The 16,214-nt window shown below is 56.3% G+C and carries 19 protein-coding genes; 5 read left to right on the top strand and 14 right to left on the bottom strand.

Going from position 1 to position 16,214, the window contains the following annotated elements; genetic code table 11:
* Positions 1 to 208: 208 nt before the first annotated feature.
* The 6 genes from A7Q00_RS08510 to A7Q00_RS08485 form a co-directional block, all read right to left on the bottom strand.
* Complete coding sequence (locus tag A7Q00_RS08510; RefSeq protein WP_064090123.1) at positions 209 to 766, bottom strand: RDD family protein; 558 nt, start codon at positions 764 to 766, stop codon at positions 209 to 211.
* A gap of 152 nt (positions 767 to 918) precedes the next feature.
* Positions 919 to 1,530 carry an RDD family protein gene (locus tag A7Q00_RS08505; RefSeq protein WP_064090122.1) on the bottom strand — a complete coding sequence of 204 codons (612 nt, stop codon included), beginning with the start codon at positions 1,528 to 1,530 and terminating at the stop codon, positions 919 to 921.
* Between the two features lie 46 nt (positions 1,531 to 1,576).
* Positions 1,577 to 2,629, bottom strand: a complete 1,053-nt coding sequence (gene aroG / locus A7Q00_RS08500) for a 3-deoxy-7-phosphoheptulonate synthase AroG (RefSeq protein WP_064090121.1) — start codon at positions 2,627 to 2,629, stop codon at positions 1,577 to 1,579.
* Positions 2,630 to 2,742: 113 nt separating this feature from the next.
* Positions 2,743 to 3,498 (bottom strand): endonuclease/exonuclease/phosphatase family protein, encoded by a 756-nt coding sequence (locus tag A7Q00_RS08495; RefSeq protein ID WP_064090177.1) that lies wholly within the window; start codon positions 3,496 to 3,498, stop codon positions 2,743 to 2,745.
* 230 nt (positions 3,499 to 3,728) lie between these two features.
* Positions 3,729 to 3,944 (bottom strand): 50S ribosomal protein L31, encoded by a 216-nt coding sequence (gene rpmE, locus A7Q00_RS08490; protein WP_064090120.1) that lies wholly within the window; start codon positions 3,942 to 3,944, stop codon positions 3,729 to 3,731.
* A gap of 114 nt (positions 3,945 to 4,058) precedes the next feature.
* A complete protein-coding gene (locus A7Q00_RS08485) occupies positions 4,059 to 4,658 on the bottom strand; it encodes a dual specificity protein phosphatase family protein (RefSeq protein WP_245637551.1) in 600 nt (199 codons plus the stop codon).
* A 209-nt stretch (positions 4,659 to 4,867) separates the two neighbouring features.
* Between A7Q00_RS08485 and dusB the strand changes: the two genes are divergently transcribed.
* The 5 genes from dusB (at position 4,868) to A7Q00_RS08460 (ending at position 8,736) form a co-directional block, all read left to right on the top strand.
* Positions 4,868 to 5,872, top strand: a complete 1,005-nt coding sequence (gene dusB / locus A7Q00_RS08480) for a tRNA dihydrouridine synthase DusB (protein WP_064090119.1) — start codon at positions 4,868 to 4,870, stop codon at positions 5,870 to 5,872.
* Between the two features lie 102 nt (positions 5,873 to 5,974).
* The gene (fis, locus tag A7Q00_RS08475) at positions 5,975 to 6,214 is read left to right on the top strand and encodes a DNA-binding transcriptional regulator Fis (protein ID WP_064090118.1); all 240 of its coding nucleotides are present in this window, start codon (positions 5,975 to 5,977) and stop codon (positions 6,212 to 6,214) included.
* Positions 6,215 to 6,277: 63 nt separating this feature from the next.
* Positions 6,278 to 6,766, top strand: a complete 489-nt coding sequence (gene purE, locus A7Q00_RS08470; RefSeq protein WP_064090117.1) for a 5-(carboxyamino)imidazole ribonucleotide mutase — start codon at positions 6,278 to 6,280, stop codon at positions 6,764 to 6,766.
* A 254-nt stretch (positions 6,767 to 7,020) separates the two neighbouring features.
* Positions 7,021 to 7,503, top strand: a complete 483-nt coding sequence (locus tag A7Q00_RS08465; RefSeq protein WP_064090116.1) for a ProQ/FINO family protein — start codon at positions 7,021 to 7,023, stop codon at positions 7,501 to 7,503.
* Positions 7,504 to 7,656: 153 nt separating this feature from the next.
* A complete protein-coding gene (locus A7Q00_RS08460; protein WP_064090115.1) occupies positions 7,657 to 8,736 on the top strand; it encodes a T6SS immunity protein Tli4 family protein in 1,080 nt (359 codons plus the stop codon).
* Positions 8,737 to 8,884: 148 nt separating this feature from the next.
* Here the strand turns inward: A7Q00_RS08460 and A7Q00_RS08455 are convergent, their stop codons facing one another.
* From A7Q00_RS08455 to A7Q00_RS08420, 8 genes are all read right to left on the bottom strand, one after another.
* Positions 8,885 to 10,282 (bottom strand): hypothetical protein, encoded by a 1,398-nt coding sequence (locus A7Q00_RS08455; protein WP_064090114.1) that lies wholly within the window; start codon positions 10,280 to 10,282, stop codon positions 8,885 to 8,887.
* Positions 10,283 to 10,492: 210 nt separating this feature from the next.
* Positions 10,493 to 11,356 carry an acetyl-CoA carboxylase, carboxyltransferase subunit beta gene (accD, locus tag A7Q00_RS08450; RefSeq protein ID WP_023886708.1) on the bottom strand — a complete coding sequence of 288 codons (864 nt, stop codon included), beginning with the start codon at positions 11,354 to 11,356 and terminating at the stop codon, positions 10,493 to 10,495.
* A gap of 135 nt (positions 11,357 to 11,491) precedes the next feature.
* Positions 11,492 to 11,725, bottom strand: coding sequence for a hypothetical protein (locus tag A7Q00_RS08445; RefSeq protein ID WP_064090113.1), 234 nt, complete (start codon positions 11,723 to 11,725; stop codon positions 11,492 to 11,494).
* 2 nt (positions 11,726 to 11,727) lie between these two features.
* Positions 11,728 to 12,261 (bottom strand): hypothetical protein, encoded by a 534-nt coding sequence (locus A7Q00_RS08440; RefSeq protein WP_064090112.1) that lies wholly within the window; start codon positions 12,259 to 12,261, stop codon positions 11,728 to 11,730.
* A gap of 33 nt (positions 12,262 to 12,294) precedes the next feature.
* Complete coding sequence (trpA, locus tag A7Q00_RS08435; protein WP_064090175.1) at positions 12,295 to 13,077, bottom strand: tryptophan synthase subunit alpha; 783 nt, start codon at positions 13,075 to 13,077, stop codon at positions 12,295 to 12,297.
* 60 nt (positions 13,078 to 13,137) lie between these two features.
* A complete protein-coding gene (locus A7Q00_RS08430) occupies positions 13,138 to 14,493 on the bottom strand; it encodes a PFL family protein (RefSeq protein ID WP_064090111.1) in 1,356 nt (451 codons plus the stop codon).
* A 190-nt stretch (positions 14,494 to 14,683) separates the two neighbouring features.
* Positions 14,684 to 14,974, bottom strand: a complete 291-nt coding sequence (locus tag A7Q00_RS08425; protein WP_179946222.1) for an ACT domain-containing protein — start codon at positions 14,972 to 14,974, stop codon at positions 14,684 to 14,686.
* A gap of 97 nt (positions 14,975 to 15,071) precedes the next feature.
* Complete coding sequence (locus A7Q00_RS08420; RefSeq protein WP_064090110.1) at positions 15,072 to 15,839, bottom strand: PhnD/SsuA/transferrin family substrate-binding protein; 768 nt, start codon at positions 15,837 to 15,839, stop codon at positions 15,072 to 15,074.
* Positions 15,840 to 16,214: the final 375 nt, after the last annotated feature.

Genomic DNA, 16,214 nt, shown 5'->3' with positions numbered 1-16,214 from the left:
AGACGTGGGCTTCATACCCGCCCACCCACCCACATACTATAGTGAATGAAATTTAAACCAGTACAGCGTTGGCTCGCCTTGCCGTACTATATTTGTACTGTCTGCGGCTCGCCGCCTTGTCCTGATTTTTGTTAATCCACTATAAAGACTACCTGAAAGCGGACAGATGCCTTTTCAGGTAGCCTTTATTGGAAGAACGGCAGAAAGTTTAGTTTTTGATAACCAAAGTCTTCGCCAGCAAATCCTGCAGGGTTTGGCGGTTGCGGCTTTCCATGAAGAGCATCACAACACAGATAATGCCGGCAATGGTTGCCAGTGCATCGCCCAAGTTTTCATTAACTATTCCAATTAGGGTAAAAATGAAGTTATAGCCAATCTCGCGCACCAAGCAGTATTTAACAAAACCTGGGTTATCACCGTCTTCGGTAATCACACGGATACCTACGATTTTTTTGCCGATACTTTGGCCGTCGCGTGCCATGATGACTAGGTTGTAAATCAACAAGCCGATAGCTGCCACAACAGCCAAAATAATTACAGCCATCGCTGCCTTACCATCACTCCCGCCCGTGAAGGCTACTAAAATGGCTGCCAAAATACCGATACCGGCAAAGGGGAGACCGTCCATAATTCTGGCGCCCATCCGCTGCCACGGGCTGGCCAGATCCACTTCCATTTCATTGTCATCGAATAGCTCGTTTTCCACTGTGGTGGAAGCATAAGCTTGGCGGAAGTTTTCGTTTGGGTTTTCGCGGAAATCTTGCATGAGTGTATCTCCCTAGGGCAGCCGCAATCTTTTGTGCCTCAGCCCTTGTTAAAATAGACGTTGTTGGAAAGTGATGAATTTTAACAGTTTGGTGCGGTTTGTAAATATTTATGTTTTTTCAGGTAGCCTTTTGTTGTTGGAACGGCAAAAGGTTAGTTTTTGATCACCAAGGTTTTGGCCAATAGGTCTTGCAGGGTTTGGCGGTTTCGGCCTTCTATGAAGAGCATGATGACGCATGCAATTGCACATACCCAAAACACTGTTGCCGCAACAGTCTCCCCCAGAAAGGCAGGAGCAATGGCCACTAGGAGGTAAAAGAGGAGTACACGAACCAAAACATATTTTACGAATCCTGGGTTTTCTCCGTCTTCGGTAATGACCCGAATTCTTAAAATCTTCTTACCCAAGCTCTGCCCGTCTTTAGCCATAATAACTATCTGATATATACAAAATGCGATAGTTATCAGTACCAACCCCAATAATAATAATTTATCTTCAGCCTGCCATGACCCTCCTATCACTCCTCCCAAAATAGCCAACACTCCGGCAAGCTGCATAGGAACCATAAAAACACTCCATAGAACCCAATCAATAATTCCGGCTACAATACGCTGCCACCCTTCGGCAAGATCCACCTCCATTTCATCCGCATATTCACTTTCCGTCTCCAAGACTCTCGATTGATATATATCCCGAAAATTACTGCCCTCTTCTGACAAGCTAACTTCATTATGGGTATATTGTTGTGGTTGGTTATTCATCATCGTTACTCCTACGGTGAAGATTAAAATTTTTCAGGTAGCCTGTCGCTCACACCCTGCCGCGATTGGCTTCGGCCATCAAGGCAAGCAGCTCTTCGGTGGCATCCCAGCCGATGCAGGCGTCGGTGATGCTTTGGCCGTAGGTTTCGGGCTTGTCTTGGCGGCCTTCCACCAAGTGGCTTTCCACCATGATGCCCATGATGTTTTGCTCGCCGTTTTGCAGCTGCGCGGCCACATCACGCGCCACTTCCATTTGGCGGGTGTAGTCTTTGCGGCTGTTGGCGTGGCTGAAATCCACCATCAGCTTGGGCGTTACGCCGGCTTTGTCCAGCTGTTCGGCGGCGGCTTTAACGTGTTCCGCGCTGTAGTTCGGCTCTTTGCCGCCGCGCAGGATGACGTGGCAGTCGGGGTTGCCGGCGGTGTGGACGATGGCGGAGTGGCCGGCTTTGGTAACGGAAAGGAAGTGGTGCGGATGGGAGGCGGCGCCAATGGCATCGATGGCGATTTTGAGGTTACCGTCGGTGCCGTTTTTGAAGCCGACCGGGCAGGAGAGGCCGCTGGCGAGCTCGCGGTGCACCTGGCTTTCGGTGGTGCGCGCGCCGATGGCGCCCCAGGAGATGAGGTCGGCGTAATACTGCGGGGTAATCATGTCGAGAAATTCGGTAGAGGCGGGCATGCCGAGGTTGTTTAAATCCAACAGCAGGCGGCGGGCCTGGCGCAGGCCGAAGTTGATGTCGAAGGTGCCGTTGAGATACGGGTCGTTGATGAGCCCTTTCCAGCCGACGGTGGTGCGCGGTTTTTCAAAATAAACGCGCATCACGATCAGCAGCTCTTTTTCGTATTTTTTGCGCAGGGGCAGCAGGCGTTGGGCGTATTCGAGGGCGGCTTTGGGATCGTGGATGGAGCAGGGGCCGATGATGACGAGCAGGCGCTGGTCGCGGCCGTGCACCAGGTCGGCAATCCGGTGGCGGGTAGTTTCCACCAAATCGGCGGCGGCTTCGCTGATGGGCAGTTCGTAGAGGTGGGCGATGGGGGGCAGCAGTTCGCTGATGCTGCGGATGCGTACGTCGTCGGTGCGGCTGAAGGTTTGGGCGTGGCTCATGGCTTGTGTTTTACTGTGGTTGGAAAGGGGCTTATTGTGGACTGGGCGGCGGCGGCTGGCAAGAATTTAATTTCAGGTAGCCTCGGATGGGCTGCTGATTACTTCACCGCTGACTACCACTTCGGCAAGACTACTGCGGATAGGGGCAGATGATCGGAGAGTTGCTGCCACGGCAGGCCTTGGTGGCTTACTGCATTTAATACGGTGAGATGGCGGGTGTAGATGCGGTCTAGGCTGAGTATGGGCAGCCTTGCAGGGAAGGTTTTCGGCCGCCCTGCGGGCAGATGAGCGAAAGCTTCGTCTAAACCGAGCAGTTGGCCGAAGCGGCTGCATGAGCGTTGCCGCCAGTCGTTGAAGTCGCCGGCAAGAATTAGCGGGGCATCGGATGGAATCTGGTGTTCGATATAGTCAGCAATGGTGCGGTATTGCCGTTTGCGGTCAGCCTCACGCAGATTGAGGTGTACGCAGAGGCAGATAAGCGGCCTATCCCAGCCGGGTGGTTGAATTTCGCAATGCAGTACGCCGCGTTGTTCGAGCCGGTTTACCGATACGTTTAGATTAGTGCGCATCTGCAGCGGCAGGCGGCTGAGGATAGCGTTGCCGTGGTGGCGGCCGGCATAGGTGGCGTTTTGGCCATAACTGCAGGCAAAAGCGAGCTGCCGGCCAATCACTTCGCCGTGTGGCTCGGCAGGAAATTCGGGCACGTTCTGCTGCCGTTTGTGGTGCACGCCCTGCACTTCCTGCAAAAACAGGATATCGGTGTCGAGATGCTGCAGGGCATCGACTATTTGCGGCAGTTGTAGCCGCCGATTTAACGGCGACATGCCTTTGTGGATATTGTAGGTGGTGATGGAAACGGCGCGGCTCATGGTGTGGCGTGGCAAAAAAAATTTAATGCTGTTTTTCAGGTAGCATCTTATGTGCCAACCTGCACTGCTCAATATGGCCTGCCTATGCCATTTTCCAACTGCTTCAGTCAAAACTTTTCATTTCTGTTGCATGCAGCCTGTGCTTGGCATCTATTCCCTACTATCCCGCCCTATTTTCAGGCAAAACAAAAGGCTGCCTCTCGGCAGCCTCGGAGAAACACGGCAGCAAATTAGCGTTTGAACATATTGCCGTATTTCTGATTGAATTTATCCACACGGCCGGCGCTATCCACGATCTTCTGTTTTCCAGTGTAGAACGGGTGGCACTCAGAGCAAACTTCGATGTTGAATTCGGTTTTGCTCATGGCAGATTTAGTGGTGAATTTGTTGCCGCAAGAGCAGGTAACATTGACTTCATGGTAGTCGGGATGAATTTCAGGTTTCATGGTTTTTCCTTTAAAAAGCGGGTATAGGGAATTTGCCTATACTACAGACAAGCGGCGGATTGTACTTAAAAACATCCGGTAAGGCAATAGGCTACCTGAAAACTTATTTTTCGGCTATTTAGGCTGCGAACGCAACTGCTGCAAATGAGCCCGCACTTGGCGTACGTTTTCCTCGGTAAACAAATCCTCGATATTGCGCCAGACGCTGTGGAAGCCATAGGGGCCGTGGCGCATTTCATTTTTGGCCTGCTCCACCGTCCAGCCCTGGTAGATGATGCGGTACATGCCAGCAATCAGGCCGGTGCGGTCGGCGCCGTGGTAGCAATGAATCAACACCGGCCCTTCAGCCTGCTGCCGTTCAATCAAATATAGCGTTTCGGCCACCTGCTGCGGCGTAATCCGCCAAGTGAGCAACGGGCGGTTGAACAGCGCGATACCCCGGTCGGCCAATACTTTGCGGTCGCCGCTACGGTTGAAGTAGCGCAGATTCACCACGCTTTTCACGTTCAAAGATTGCAACAGCGCCACATCTTCTTCCACAGGCTGCTCGCTGCGGTAGAGTTTGTCGTCCACCCGATACAGATTGGCTGCCTTGCTCACCTGCTCCGCCCAAGCCGGCTGCCCGGCCGGCGGCGTTTGCACCTGTGCCTGCGGCTGCGCACAGGCGCTCAGCATAAGTGCCAGCAACAGCCCGCCCAAACAGGTTTTATTCATTTTTGCTCCCATTGCGTAATCTCTTTATTTAATTCTGTAACACGCTATTCAAATGAAACTTTCAGGTAGCCTTCTTCGCAATTGCAGGCTACCTGAAAAACAATAACGGCACGCATTGTAAATAAGCATGCCCGTTCCGACAACCGCCGCCGCACTTGGAGGCTTTGTCTAAAAAATGTACAATTCCCAATTTACAGCAGTTCAGCTTTATGCAAATCGGCCCCTACACTGTTTCCCCCGCCGTGGCGCTCGCGCCGATGGCCGGCATCACCGATAAACCGTTCCGTATGCTGGCGCGCCAATTCGGCGCCGGCTGGACAGTGGGCGAAATGATCAGCAGCAACCCCGATCTGCAAAACACGCGCAAAACCCTCAACCGCATCGACCGCAGCGGCGAAAGCGGGGTGATTGCCGTGCAGATTGCCGGCAGCAACCCGGCTCAAATGGCCGAAGCTGCCCGCTACAACGTGGCACAGGGCGCGCAGCTCATCGACATCAATATGGGCTGCCCGGCCAAGAAAGTATGCCAGGTGCAGGCCGGCAGCGCCCTGCTGCAAAACGAGCCCTTGGTGGCCGAAATTTTACATGCCGTGGTGCGCGCGGTGGATGTGCCGGTTACGCTCAAAACAAGGCTGGGCTGGCACGACGAGCACAAAAACATCCTCACCGTTGCCCGCATGGCCGAGGACGCCGGTATTGCCGCCATCGCCATACACGGCCGCACCCGCACCCAAATGTATCGCGGCCAGGCTGAATACGGCCTGATTGCCGAAGCCAAACGCCGCCTGAGCATTCCCGTGTGGGTAAACGGCGATATCGACAGCCCGCAGAAAGCCGCGCGCGTATTGGCCAAAACCGGCGCCGACGGCGTGATGATCGGCCGCGCCGCCCAAGGCCGGCCTTGGCTGTTTCGCGATGTGGCGCACTACCTCGCACACGGCAGCCTGCCGCCGCCGCTGCCTTTTCAGGTAGCCTCCGAAGCCCTGCTCGGCCATATCCGTGCTATGTACGGCTTCTACGGCGAAGTGGCCGGTATGCGCATTGCCCGCAAACACATCGGCTGGTATCTGGCCGACCTGCCGGAAGGCGAAACCGAGCGTCGCCGCCTCAATGCGCTGGAGAGTGCCGAAGCGCAATACAACGGACTGGCCGCTTTTTTGTCCGCACAGTCCGAGCAACACGAATACTGGTCCTGCCCCTGGCGGCAGGCCTGAAACACCGCAAACCGCACCAAGGGAAACTGGCGGCATCCGCTGCCGCATCACACACCGGTTTGCCACCCCGTTTTTACACCACAATAATAAAAGGAGAGCAAAATGCTCCGTCAGAACAGCCATATCACTGCTTGCATCGAAAACAGCCTGCAGCAATACTTTACCGATCTCGACGGCCAACCGGCGCACGACGTGTATCAAATGGTGTTGCAGCAAGTAGAACTGCCACTTTTGCGCTGCGTGATGGCGCATTGCGAAGGCAACCAATCCAAAGCCGCCCAAGTGCTCGGCCTAAACCGCAACACCCTGCGCAAAAAGCTCAGTGCCTACGGCCTGATTTAGCCGCCGCACCATGGCCAATATTTTTCAGGTAGCCTCTTACCTCCAAACCACAAGGAACACTAAATGACTCAAATCGGCATCATCATGGGCAGCAACAGCGATTGGGCCGTGATGCAGCACGCCGCCGCCATACTCAAACAATTCGGCATCGCCTACGAAACCCGCGTGGTTTCCGCCCACCGCACGCCCGACTTGATGTTTGAATACGCCGAAACCGCCCGCGAGCGCGGCCTGCAGGCCATCATTGCCGGTGCCGGCGGTGCTGCCCATCTGCCCGGCATGGTGGCCGCCAAAACCACCCTGCCCGTGCTCGGCGTGCCCGTGCCCAGCAAATATTTGCGCGGCGAAGATTCCCTGCTCTCCATCGTGCAGATGCCCAAAGGCATCCCCGTGGCCACCTTCGCCATCGGCGAAGCCGGTGCCGCCAATGCCGCCCTGTTTGCCGCCGCCCTGCTTGCCAATCACGATGCCGCTATCGCGCAAAAACTCGCCGATTTCCGCGAAACCCAGCGCCAAACCGTGCTGACCATGGAGCTGCCCGAAACCGAATAGCTGAAACTGCTTGCTTAGCCCGTTTGGGCCGCGTACTGGCTGAACTCTTGCAGAGTGCTGCCCTGCATGAAAGAAAGGCTTCAGCTGCAAAATCCACGCTATTCAGGCTACCTGAAAGCAACACCCGCCGTCTGGCAAAATAGCAATTATTGCCAGACAAAGCCGCACAAACCGGCAAAAACGTAAGGATTGTTCGCCAAAACTGCCAAGCTGTGCCACAATCCACCCACTACCCCACTAACCGAGAACCTGCCATGACACAAGAAACCGCCTTGGGAGCCGCCCTCAAATCTGCCGTGCAGACCATGAGCAAGAAGAAGCAAACCGATCTGATTGCCGACCACATCTACGGCAAATACGACGTATTCAAACGCTTCAAACCTTTAGCCTTGGGCATCGACAAAGACCTCGTTGCCGCCCTGCCCCAATACGACCCCGCCCTGATCGCCCGCGTGCTTTCCAACCACTGCCGCCGCCCGCGCTACCTCAAATCGCTGGCACGCGGCGGCAAGCGCTTCGATTTGAACAACCGCTTCAAAGGCGAAGTCAGCCCCGAAGAGCAGGCCATCGCCCAGCAGCACCCCGCTGTGCAGGAAATGCTTGCCCGCCAAGCCGCCAAGCAGGCCGAACAACAAGCGGCCGAGGCTGAAGCCGCCGTTGCCGAACAGCCCGCCGAAGCCATAGTGGAAACTGCTGCCCCCGTCGCAGAAACCTCTGCCGCCCCGGCAGCCGAATAAATCTACGACCCATAAAGGCTACCTGAAAAGTTTCAGGTAGCCTTTTGCTGTACTTCAGTATGAATTAGCGCCAATGAATACCCTCAACCACACTACCGGCTACCTGAAACTTTCAGGTAGCCTCAAACTCTAATCCCACATAAGGAAAACCGCATGCGCACACCCATCCGCCTACCCATCACCGCCCTGCTGCTCGCTGCCTGTGCCGGCAACCCCCTGCCCCCGCCCGCTGCCAACCAACCCACCGACACCTCCATGATCAACACCGCCTATTGGACTGCCCAGCCCTACTGCGCCGGCCGCGTGCAAATGCGCCTGCCCGCCGAACGCCGCTACGGCTCAAGAGACCAAGGCCAAACTGAAAACTACCACTACAACGGCTGGCATATCAAACACTACGCCGACGATTGGCGTTTCCTCAACGTCATCCTCACCCAAAGGCGGCAAGGTGGATTTAACCGCTATTTCGATCGGCGTACCGGCCATGGTGAAGGTTATATCGGCGAGCGCGAGCTCATCCCCGGCCGCGCCTTCCTGCAATTCACCCGCAAAACCCCCATGTTCGACGGCAGCCGCCTGAGTTCGAACCTCGGCATCCGCTACGACGCTGAGCTCATCGTCAAACTCGGCCCAAACGGCGGTTTCCATACCGACGGCGAATTAAAAATCCCCACCCCGGGCGGTACAGAACCACACAACTGGCGGCAGCAGGAACTCCCGCTGCTCGACAAGGCAACGCAGGAAATGCGCCGAGAGCTCACCTCCCGCCTGCGCGAACGCCAGCCATACGAAGTGCCGCGCCGTAAAGGCGTATGCATCCCCGACGGCTTTTTTGCCGACAACGGCGATACCCCCTTTAAAGCCAGCACCAGCGTTTATTTCACCGGCCAAGACGACACCTACATCTTCATCGTACAAGGCCGCAACCCGCGCAGCGCCTCCATCGCCAACAGCCGCAACCATCCCGACACCGAAGGCTTTAAAGGCTTTATGCAATCGCTCACCGCCCACGCCGTCCGCCAAGGCCCGCGCACCATCAACGGCATGCCCGGCTACGAAAAAATCAGCCGCTGGGACGGCAACCACTACCTGCTTAGATGGGAGCGCGAAAGCGACCACCTCCTCGTGATGATGCCCTTCGGCACCGAAACCTTCGACGGCACCAAACGCAGCCAGCAGGAAATCTTCGCTATTTGGGACACTGTCCTGACCACCCTCAAACCGGTGGAATAACCCGGCAACCCAAGCAAAAGGCTACCTGAAACAGTTTTTCTGTTTCAGGTAGCCTTCATTTGTCGGGTGTAGCACAGCTATTACCGCCTTCCTTGGCGCAGGCAAATTGGTCTGACAGCAGCTTATCTTTCCTCAGACCAGCTGCACCCTATTTTCCAGCATTCAGGTTAACCGGAATCGGGTCTGGAGTCTTGTTTAGGTTGTATGCATCGAAATAAATCATCCGCTCCTGCTCATTCCAGCTCAAATTGCGCGACGGGGAGGAATGTTCGGCCAAAACCTTATCCAAGGCGGCGCGGCGCTGGCCGGCGGGCAGGCGGTATAAGGCCAAGGCCGCGTTAAAGGCACGCTGCTGCATGGCGGTATCTTGCAGGCGGGAAACAAAGGCATCAAACAAAGGTATGGCCTGATCAACGTACCGGCAGCCTACGCTGTTGCTCAGACATGCCCATTTCCGGGCAAACGTTTTGGCAGTCGGCTGCGACCACTGCGCTTTTCGGTCTGCCTGCAAAACGGCAGTAGCGGCGGGTTTGCAGAAAGCGGCATAATGCGGCGCGGCCATGGCCAAACTGTGCACCGCATCGAAACGCGGCAAAACCAACAGCACGAAATCGTCGGCGGCATCGCTTTGTTCTCCGCCCAAAGCCATCAATTCCCGCCATTCCTGCACCTGCATCAGTTGCCGTCCTTTGCCTTCCAGTTTTATGGACAGGTTGATAGCCATGCGGAATTCGTCCTTCATCGCCAAACAAAGGCTTTGCTCCCGCTCGTCCAACACCTCAAACATACCGCCGCATTCGGCGGGCAGGCGGTTGGCCCATTCGGGCTTTTCATACAGCATTTGCGCCGCCAAGCCGGTGTTGCGGCGGATAAGGGCGTTGCCGATCATGGGGAAAATCAGGCCGGGGCGGCTGTTCAGCAGGCTGCGGCCGGTTTTGATGTTGCGGCAGACGCGCAGCCAAGCTTCGTTTTCCCTGCCCTGCGCCCAATCCAGCGCGGCAAGGGTATGGCTGATGGCGACAAACTGAAAACGGGGCAGGCGTATTTTGAGAAAATCCTCCTCGTTGTTCGGCCAGTCGCGCGGGGCGAAGGTGTCGTAATTGGCCAGATTATCCACATTGGCAAACAGTTCGGCCTGTTTTGCCGCCTCGACGCGGTATTTCGGCAAGTTCGCGCGGATTTCAGCCAGGTATTCCTCCGCCGTGCCGTTGAATGTCAAGATGTCGTCGGATGGCGACAGGTACTTGGCCGCCAATTCCGGATATTTCGCCGAAGCATCGTTATCGTATTGAATGGCTTTGCCGAAGCGGCGCATCAAATCGGCGCGTTCGTCATCGCTGGCGGTGCGGTATTCCAGCAGCCACAGCGCGTCTATGCCGTTTTTCACGGACGGCGACGGCGCGGGCGGGGCGGCCAGCAAGACCAGGTCGGCTTCGGCGGCACGGATTTCTCGCTGTTTCAGCCATTCGGATACGCCATACAGGATGGCAACGGCAGCCAAAATCAGGATGACCACACGCAGCGGGCGTTTCAATAGGCGTTTCATTCGGTTTCCTCGGCACACAACGGATGGGATTATATCGGAGGCAGGCGGTTTGAGGGGCTACCTGAAAGCTGCTTTCCAGTTTCAGGTAGCCTCAATCCGATGGGTATGGGAAGGGTTTTAAATCGCTCCCCCTGCTTTTTCAGGTAGCCTCTCCAAAACGGCAAAACAGGCCGGAGTGCTCCGGCCTGTTTCCCTTCGTATCTCTCCCAACTAAGCCGCCACCGGCTGGTTGCGCAGCAGGCGGATGAGTTTGGCGATGCGCGCTTTCATTTCGCGGCGGTCCACAATTTGGTCGATGGCGCCTTTCTCCAGCAGGAATTCGGCGCGCTGGAAGCCTTCGGGCAGCTTTTCGCGCACAGTCTGCTCGATCACGCGCGGGCCGGCAAAGCCCACCAGCGCGTTCGGCTCGGCCAGCACCACGTCACCCAAAAAGGCAAAGCTGGCAGAAACGCCGCCCATGGTCGGGTCAGTAAGCACGGAAATAAAGGGCAGCTGCTTGTCGCTCAACAGGTGCAGCACGGCGCTGGTTTTGGTCATCTGCATCAGCGAGCTCAGGCCTTCCTGCATCCGCGCCCCGCCGGAAGCGGCCACGCAGATGAAGGAGCAGCCGTTTTCCGCCGCCTCGCGCACGCCGCGCGCGAAACGTTCGCCCACCACCGAGCCCATCGAACCGCCGATAAAGCGGAATTCAAACGCAGCCACCACCACGGGCAGCCCGTCCATTTCGCCTTTCATCACCACCAAGGCATCGTTCTCGCCGGTGGCTTTGCGCGCCGCGCTGAGGCGGTCGGGATATTTTTTGCTGTCTTTGAATTTCAGGATATCGGTGGGCTTCACCTCGGCGCCGATTTCTTCGCGGCCTGCTTCGTCTAACAGCAGATCCAGCCGCTCGCGGGCGCTGAGCGGGTTGTGGTGGTTGCACTTGGGGCAAACTTGATGATTCTGTTCCAAATCGGAGGCATACAGCACTTCGGAGCAGGCCGGGCATTTGCGCCACAGGCCTTCCGGCACGCCGGATTTACCGCTGTCTTCGCGTTTGATTTTCGGGGGGAGGATTTTATCGAGCCAACTCATGATTTACTCCATTTGCTCCTAATTAGGTTTGGTTTGCCACTCGGGGCAACAGCCGGGCGGGATAGTAGCCAATAGCGGCGGTTTAGGCAAGTTTTGTAAAGACCGCAAGGATTTTCCCGGCTGCGGGCGGCGGTTTTACAGGCAAATCGGGCGGTAGGCCAAACAGGCATCCACCACCTCTTCCGCCGTGGGCGCGTAATCCGCCAGGCCGCCGCTGCGGGCGTTCCAGCCTTCGGGGTAGAAAAACAGGCTGCTGCCTTCGGGATGGGGCACATTGCGGTCGAACTCTGCCATCAATCCGTCCAACACTTCATCGTCTTCTTCCGCCAAAATGCGTTGCCCTAAGCCGATTAATTCGTCTCGTGTCATTTTCAGGTAGCCTCAAAGGCAGACAGCAGGCGCAGCCAGCGCTCTTGCCGCACATAATGGCAGCCTTCGCTCTCGCGGTATGCCGACAGGTTTTCCAAGTCGATATGAAGCCCGGGCAGCCGTTTCAGGCAGCGGGCAAGGGCCGGGTCGAGAATGGTCAGGCGCCGGGCGAGCCGTTGGGCGAAGCGGTATTTTTCGTATTGCGCCACTTCGGCGGCAGGAATGGGGCGATTGCCCCACGAATCGCCCGGCCACGGGCTTTCGTCGGCATCCAGCGGCAGGCAGATTCCTGAACCGGCAGCACATTGGAACAGGATGGCCGTATCGGGGCGCTGCAACACGGGGTTGTAGAGCGAAAGCAGCAATTTTGCCCCGCCCGTGCCTGCGGGCGGCCAGCATGCCCAATATTTGCCCCATGCCGCGCCGTTCAGGTAGATATCGGCGCTGCTGATGCCTGCGCTCTGGCAATCGTTGCCGAAATCGGGGCAGATTTCCCAACGCAGGCTGTCCAAAGCAATATCCGTATCCGCAGCCATGGCTTCGTTGTCCGACTTGGTTTTCAGGTAGCCTTAAACGGCTTCTTTCAGGCTTTTCACCAGTTTGCCCGCGGCTTCGGCTTCGCGGCCGGGGTTGGCTTCGATTTCTTTCACAATGCGGCTGCCGATCACCACGCCGTCGGCTACGGCGGCGATTTGCCGCGCGCTCTCGGCATCGGAAATGCCGAAGCCCACGCAAATCGGCAGCGGCACATGGCGGCGCAGCACGGCCACTTTTTCCGCTACTTCGGCGGTGTTCAGGCTGGCCGAGCCGGTAACGCCTTTGAGCGATACGTAATACACGAAACCGGAAGCCAGCTTGGCAATTTCGGCCATCCGCTCCTCGCCGGTGGTGGGGGCGACCAGGAAAATGGTGTCGAGCCCGGCGGCTTTGAGTGCGTTATGCAGCGGGGCTACGGTTTCAATCGGGCTGTCCACCGTGAGCACACCGTCCACGCCAGCGGCTTTGGCGGCACGGGCGAATGGCTCATAGCCCATTTTGTGAATCGGATTCAGGTAGCCCATCAGCACCACGGGCGTGCATTGGTTGCTTTGGCGGAAGCGGCGCACGGTTTCCAATACGTCGGCCAGACCCACTCCGTTGGCCAAGGCGCGTTCGGCGGCGCGCTGGATGGTGGGGCCGTCCGACATCGGGTCGGAAAACGGCACGCCCAGCTCGATGATGTCCGCGCCGTTGGTAGCCAGGCTGTGCATCAGCTCCAGCGTGGTTTCAAGGTTCGGGTCGCCGGCGGTGATGTAGGCAACCAAGGCTTTATGTACATCGGTATTTTGAAAAACTTGTTTGATTTTGCTCATGATTTCATCCATATCTGAGGCTACCTGAAAACCAAACTAAGGTTTCAGGTAGCCTTTGGTTTAATTCTTCATCGACTGTACCGACGCGGGAATGCGTCCGCCGCGGTTCACGAACACTTCGCAGCTTCCTTCCTTCACGGGCATAATCGGCGCGTAGCCCAACAGGCCGCCGAAGTCCACGCTTTCGCCCACGCCTTTGCCGGTAACGGGGATGATGCGCACGGCGGTGGTTTTGCTGTTAATCATGCCGATGGCGGCTTCGTCGGCGATGATACCGGCAATCGTGGCGGCGGAGGTGTCGCCCGGCACGGCCACCATGTCCAAACCCACGGAGCACACGGCGGTCATGGCTTCCAATTTGTCCAGCGTCAGGATGCCGCTTTCCGCCGCCGCAATCATGCCTTCGTCTTCCGACACGGGGATGAACGCGCCGCTCAGCCCGCCCACGGCGGAAGAAGCCATCATGCCGCCTTTTTTCACCGCGTCGTTCAACAGCGCGAGTGCGGCGGTCGTTCCGTGCGTGCCGCAGACGGTCAGGCCCATGGCTTCCAGAATGCGGGCGACGGAATCGCCGACGGCGGGCGTGGGCGCGAGCGACAAATCCAAAATGCCGAACGGGATGCCCAGCATTTTCGCCGCTTCCTGCCCGATGAGTTCGCCCACGCGCGTGATTTTGAACGCGGTTTTCTTCACGATTTCGGCGATTTCGGTCAGGTTTTGGCTGTCGCAGTCTTTTAAGGCAGCCTGCACCACGCCGGGGCCGGACACGCCCACGTTGATAATCGCGTCCGCCTCGCCCGAGCCGTGGAACGCGCCCGCCATGAAGGGGTTGTCTTCTACTGCGTTGCAGAACACGACGATTTTGGCGCAGCCGAAGCCTTCGGGCGTGATGTCAGCGGTACGTTTTATCGTGTCGGCGGCCAGTTTCACCGCGTCCATGTTGATGCCCGCGCGCGTGCTGCCGATGTTGATGGAGCTGCACACGATGTCGGTGGTTTTCATGGCTTCGGGAATGCTGCTAATCAGCACGCGGTCGGCGGGCGACATGCCCTTCTGCACCAGCGCGGAAAAGCCGCCGATAAACGATACGCCGATGGCTTTCGCCGCCTTGTCCAGCGTCTGCGCGATGGAAACATAGCTGTCCGCACCCGTGGCCGCCGCGATTTGGGCGATGGGCGTTACGGAAATACGCTGGTTCACAATCGGCACGCCGTATTTGGCGGACAAATGCCGCGCCGTCTGCACCAGGTCTTTGCCGATGCGGGTGATTTTGTTGTAGATGTTTTGGTTCAGCGTGTCGATGTCCGGCGAAATGCAGTCGTGCAGGTCGATGCCGATGGTGATGGTGCGCACGTCGAAGTTTTGGTCGGACACCATGCGGATGGTTTCGAGGATTTCGGTAAAGTGAAGGGACATTTTCAGGTAGCCTTCATATTGTTGGATTATATTTTGAGTTTGACATACATATTTGCATGAATCCCCTCAGTATTCTTGCGCATCTGGGTATGCAAACATCTCTGCATATGGTTCACTCCAGGCTACCTGAAACTTACTCCCTGCCTAAAATACTGTCATCGAGGCGAAGAATTTTCAGGTAGCCTGAGGATTAAATCCGGTGCATGGCGTTGAACAAGGCTTCGTTTTGCATGCGGATATCCAAGCCCAACTTCTCACCGGCTTGGGCGAATACGCTCAGCATTTCTTCGCGGCTTTGCGGGCAGCGGCTGGTGTCCATCAGGATAATCATGGTGAAATATTCGCCCATGAGCTGCTGGCTGATATTGAGGATGTTGATTTGGTGTTCGGCCAAGAGTTTAGATACGTCGTAAACGATACCGATGCGGTCTTTGCCGATAATGGTGAGTATGGAATGGGGGCTGGGCTGGGGCATAGTCATTCAATTTCCGTTTGAAAACTTGAGGCCTTTGCGAAGTGCCGCTCTGCGGTTTGTTCGCAAAGGCCTCTAGGATATGGGCATAAAACAGTGGCCGCGCTCAATCATCCTGTTTGCCGTTTTCGGCATCGGCCACCATCTGTTCAGCGGCTTCTTGGGTGAGGGTGGCGAAACCGGCAGGCAAATCCAATGCTTCCAGCGTGGTTTTGCCGGTGGGTTTGTCGGCCATTTCGGCAAATGCCTGCCGCAGGGCTTCTTGCTGCTCGGCGAAATCGGGATACAACACCACCATATGCGTTACGGCGGCAAAACTGCTTTCCTGCAAAACACGCAGTTGCTCAAGCGTGCGCTTGCTCATGTGGGCATAGGTGCTGGCCGGAAAGAAACCAGCCTGTGCTTGGCCTCTAATCAGGGCGGAAGCTGCCTGAGGGAAGGTGGCGGCCTCTTCGATTTTAAGCTGTTCCGCATCTAACCCGGCCTGTTTCAACAAACGCAGGCCAAGGCAGCGGATATCGGGATTAGGGCCGGTTTTGATCAGCGCATCAGCCGGCAGGTCTTCCATTTTTTGATATTCCGATTCGGCGGAGACGGCCACCACGGCTTCATCAAATTTATCTTTCAGGCACACCAGTGGCAAATAGCCTTTTTCTTTGATCAGCGCCACGGCATCAAAGGCATTGGCATAGAGCATGTCCATTTTGCCGCCCTCGGCCAATTCCTGTATTTCTTCGGCATTAGCAGGCAGATGCAGATGGATGGAGAATTCGGTTTCGCGCTGTAAATGGCTGCTGAGCAGATACCAATGGCTGAAGTGGTCTGGCAGGTAGTCCGGCGCCACTACAAAATTGATTCCAACTTTTTGTACCATAAACGTTTTCCTTATTTTTGTTGGGCAATCCCTGTATTCGCAACAAAGAGGAAGTGTGTTTGTGTTTCGAAATTAAATTGAGGCTACCTGAAAACTTAAAAACTCAAACATCAACCGCATTCCAAGTGCCCTACTCCTGCCTGCCCCCAAACGGCAGGGGCGAAAAGAGTCATTATCGTTCTAATGTAATCATCTTACCACCTTTACCTGCGATAAAAAACCACCTATATAGGTGATTTTTTGTCTGGGATGGATTCGAGGGAAGCAGCGTCAGGTAAAGGTTTGCTGCCAATATTGAATGTTCTCGGCCATATCCATCGCTTATAGTGAATTAAATTTAAACCAGTACAGCGTTACCTCGCCTTGCCGTACTAT

The organism is Eikenella halliae, assembly GCF_001648475.1.
Taxonomy (GTDB): Bacteria; Pseudomonadota; Gammaproteobacteria; order Burkholderiales; family Neisseriaceae; genus Eikenella; species Eikenella halliae.
The sequence above is the reverse complement of the archived record's forward strand: the minus strand, read 5'-3'. Positions and strand labels throughout refer to the sequence as shown.

What these genes read in the sequence shown, in the direction of transcription:
- A7Q00_RS08440 (WP_064090112.1), bottom strand. Translation starts at nt 12,261, where the DNA reads ATGGCTGCGGATACGGATATTGCTTTGGACAGCCTGCGTTGGGAAATC.
- A7Q00_RS08485 (WP_245637551.1), bottom strand. Translation starts at nt 4,658, where the DNA reads ATGAATAAAACCTGTTTGGGCGGGCTGTTGCTGGCACTTATGCTGAGC.
- aroG (WP_064090121.1), bottom strand. Translation starts at nt 2,629, where the DNA reads ATGAGCCACGCCCAAACCTTCAGCCGCACCGACGACGTACGCATCCGC.
- purE (WP_064090117.1), top strand. Translation starts at nt 6,278, where the DNA reads ATGACTCAAATCGGCATCATCATGGGCAGCAACAGCGATTGGGCCGTG.
- fis (WP_064090118.1), top strand. Translation starts at nt 5,975, where the DNA reads ATGCTCCGTCAGAACAGCCATATCACTGCTTGCATCGAAAACAGCCTG.
- dusB (WP_064090119.1), top strand. Translation starts at nt 4,868, where the DNA reads ATGCAAATCGGCCCCTACACTGTTTCCCCCGCCGTGGCGCTCGCGCCG.
- A7Q00_RS08495 (WP_064090177.1), bottom strand. Translation starts at nt 3,498, where the DNA reads ATGAGCCGCGCCGTTTCCATCACCACCTACAATATCCACAAAGGCATG.
- A7Q00_RS08505 (WP_064090122.1), bottom strand. Translation starts at nt 1,530, where the DNA reads ATGATGAATAACCAACCACAACAATATACCCATAATGAAGTTAGCTTG.
- A7Q00_RS08460 (WP_064090115.1), top strand. Translation starts at nt 7,657, where the DNA reads ATGCGCACACCCATCCGCCTACCCATCACCGCCCTGCTGCTCGCTGCC.
- A7Q00_RS08510 (WP_064090123.1), bottom strand. Translation starts at nt 766, where the DNA reads ATGCAAGATTTCCGCGAAAACCCAAACGAAAACTTCCGCCAAGCTTAT.
- A7Q00_RS08430 (WP_064090111.1), bottom strand. Translation starts at nt 14,493, where the DNA reads ATGTCCCTTCACTTTACCGAAATCCTCGAAACCATCCGCATGGTGTCC.
- rpmE (WP_064090120.1), bottom strand. Translation starts at nt 3,944, where the DNA reads ATGAAACCTGAAATTCATCCCGACTACCATGAAGTCAATGTTACCTGC.
- accD (WP_023886708.1), bottom strand. Translation starts at nt 11,356, where the DNA reads ATGAGTTGGCTCGATAAAATCCTCCCCCCGAAAATCAAACGCGAAGAC.
- A7Q00_RS08420 (WP_064090110.1), bottom strand. Translation starts at nt 15,839, where the DNA reads ATGGTACAAAAAGTTGGAATCAATTTTGTAGTGGCGCCGGACTACCTG.
- A7Q00_RS08425 (WP_179946222.1), bottom strand. Translation starts at nt 14,974, where the DNA reads ATGACTATGCCCCAGCCCAGCCCCCATTCCATACTCACCATTATCGGC.
- trpA (WP_064090175.1), bottom strand. Translation starts at nt 13,077, where the DNA reads ATGAGCAAAATCAAACAAGTTTTTCAAAATACCGATGTACATAAAGCC.
- A7Q00_RS08445 (WP_064090113.1), bottom strand. Translation starts at nt 11,725, where the DNA reads ATGACACGAGACGAATTAATCGGCTTAGGGCAACGCATTTTGGCGGAA.
- A7Q00_RS08455 (WP_064090114.1), bottom strand. Translation starts at nt 10,282, where the DNA reads ATGAAACGCCTATTGAAACGCCCGCTGCGTGTGGTCATCCTGATTTTG.
- A7Q00_RS08465 (WP_064090116.1), top strand. Translation starts at nt 7,021, where the DNA reads ATGACACAAGAAACCGCCTTGGGAGCCGCCCTCAAATCTGCCGTGCAG.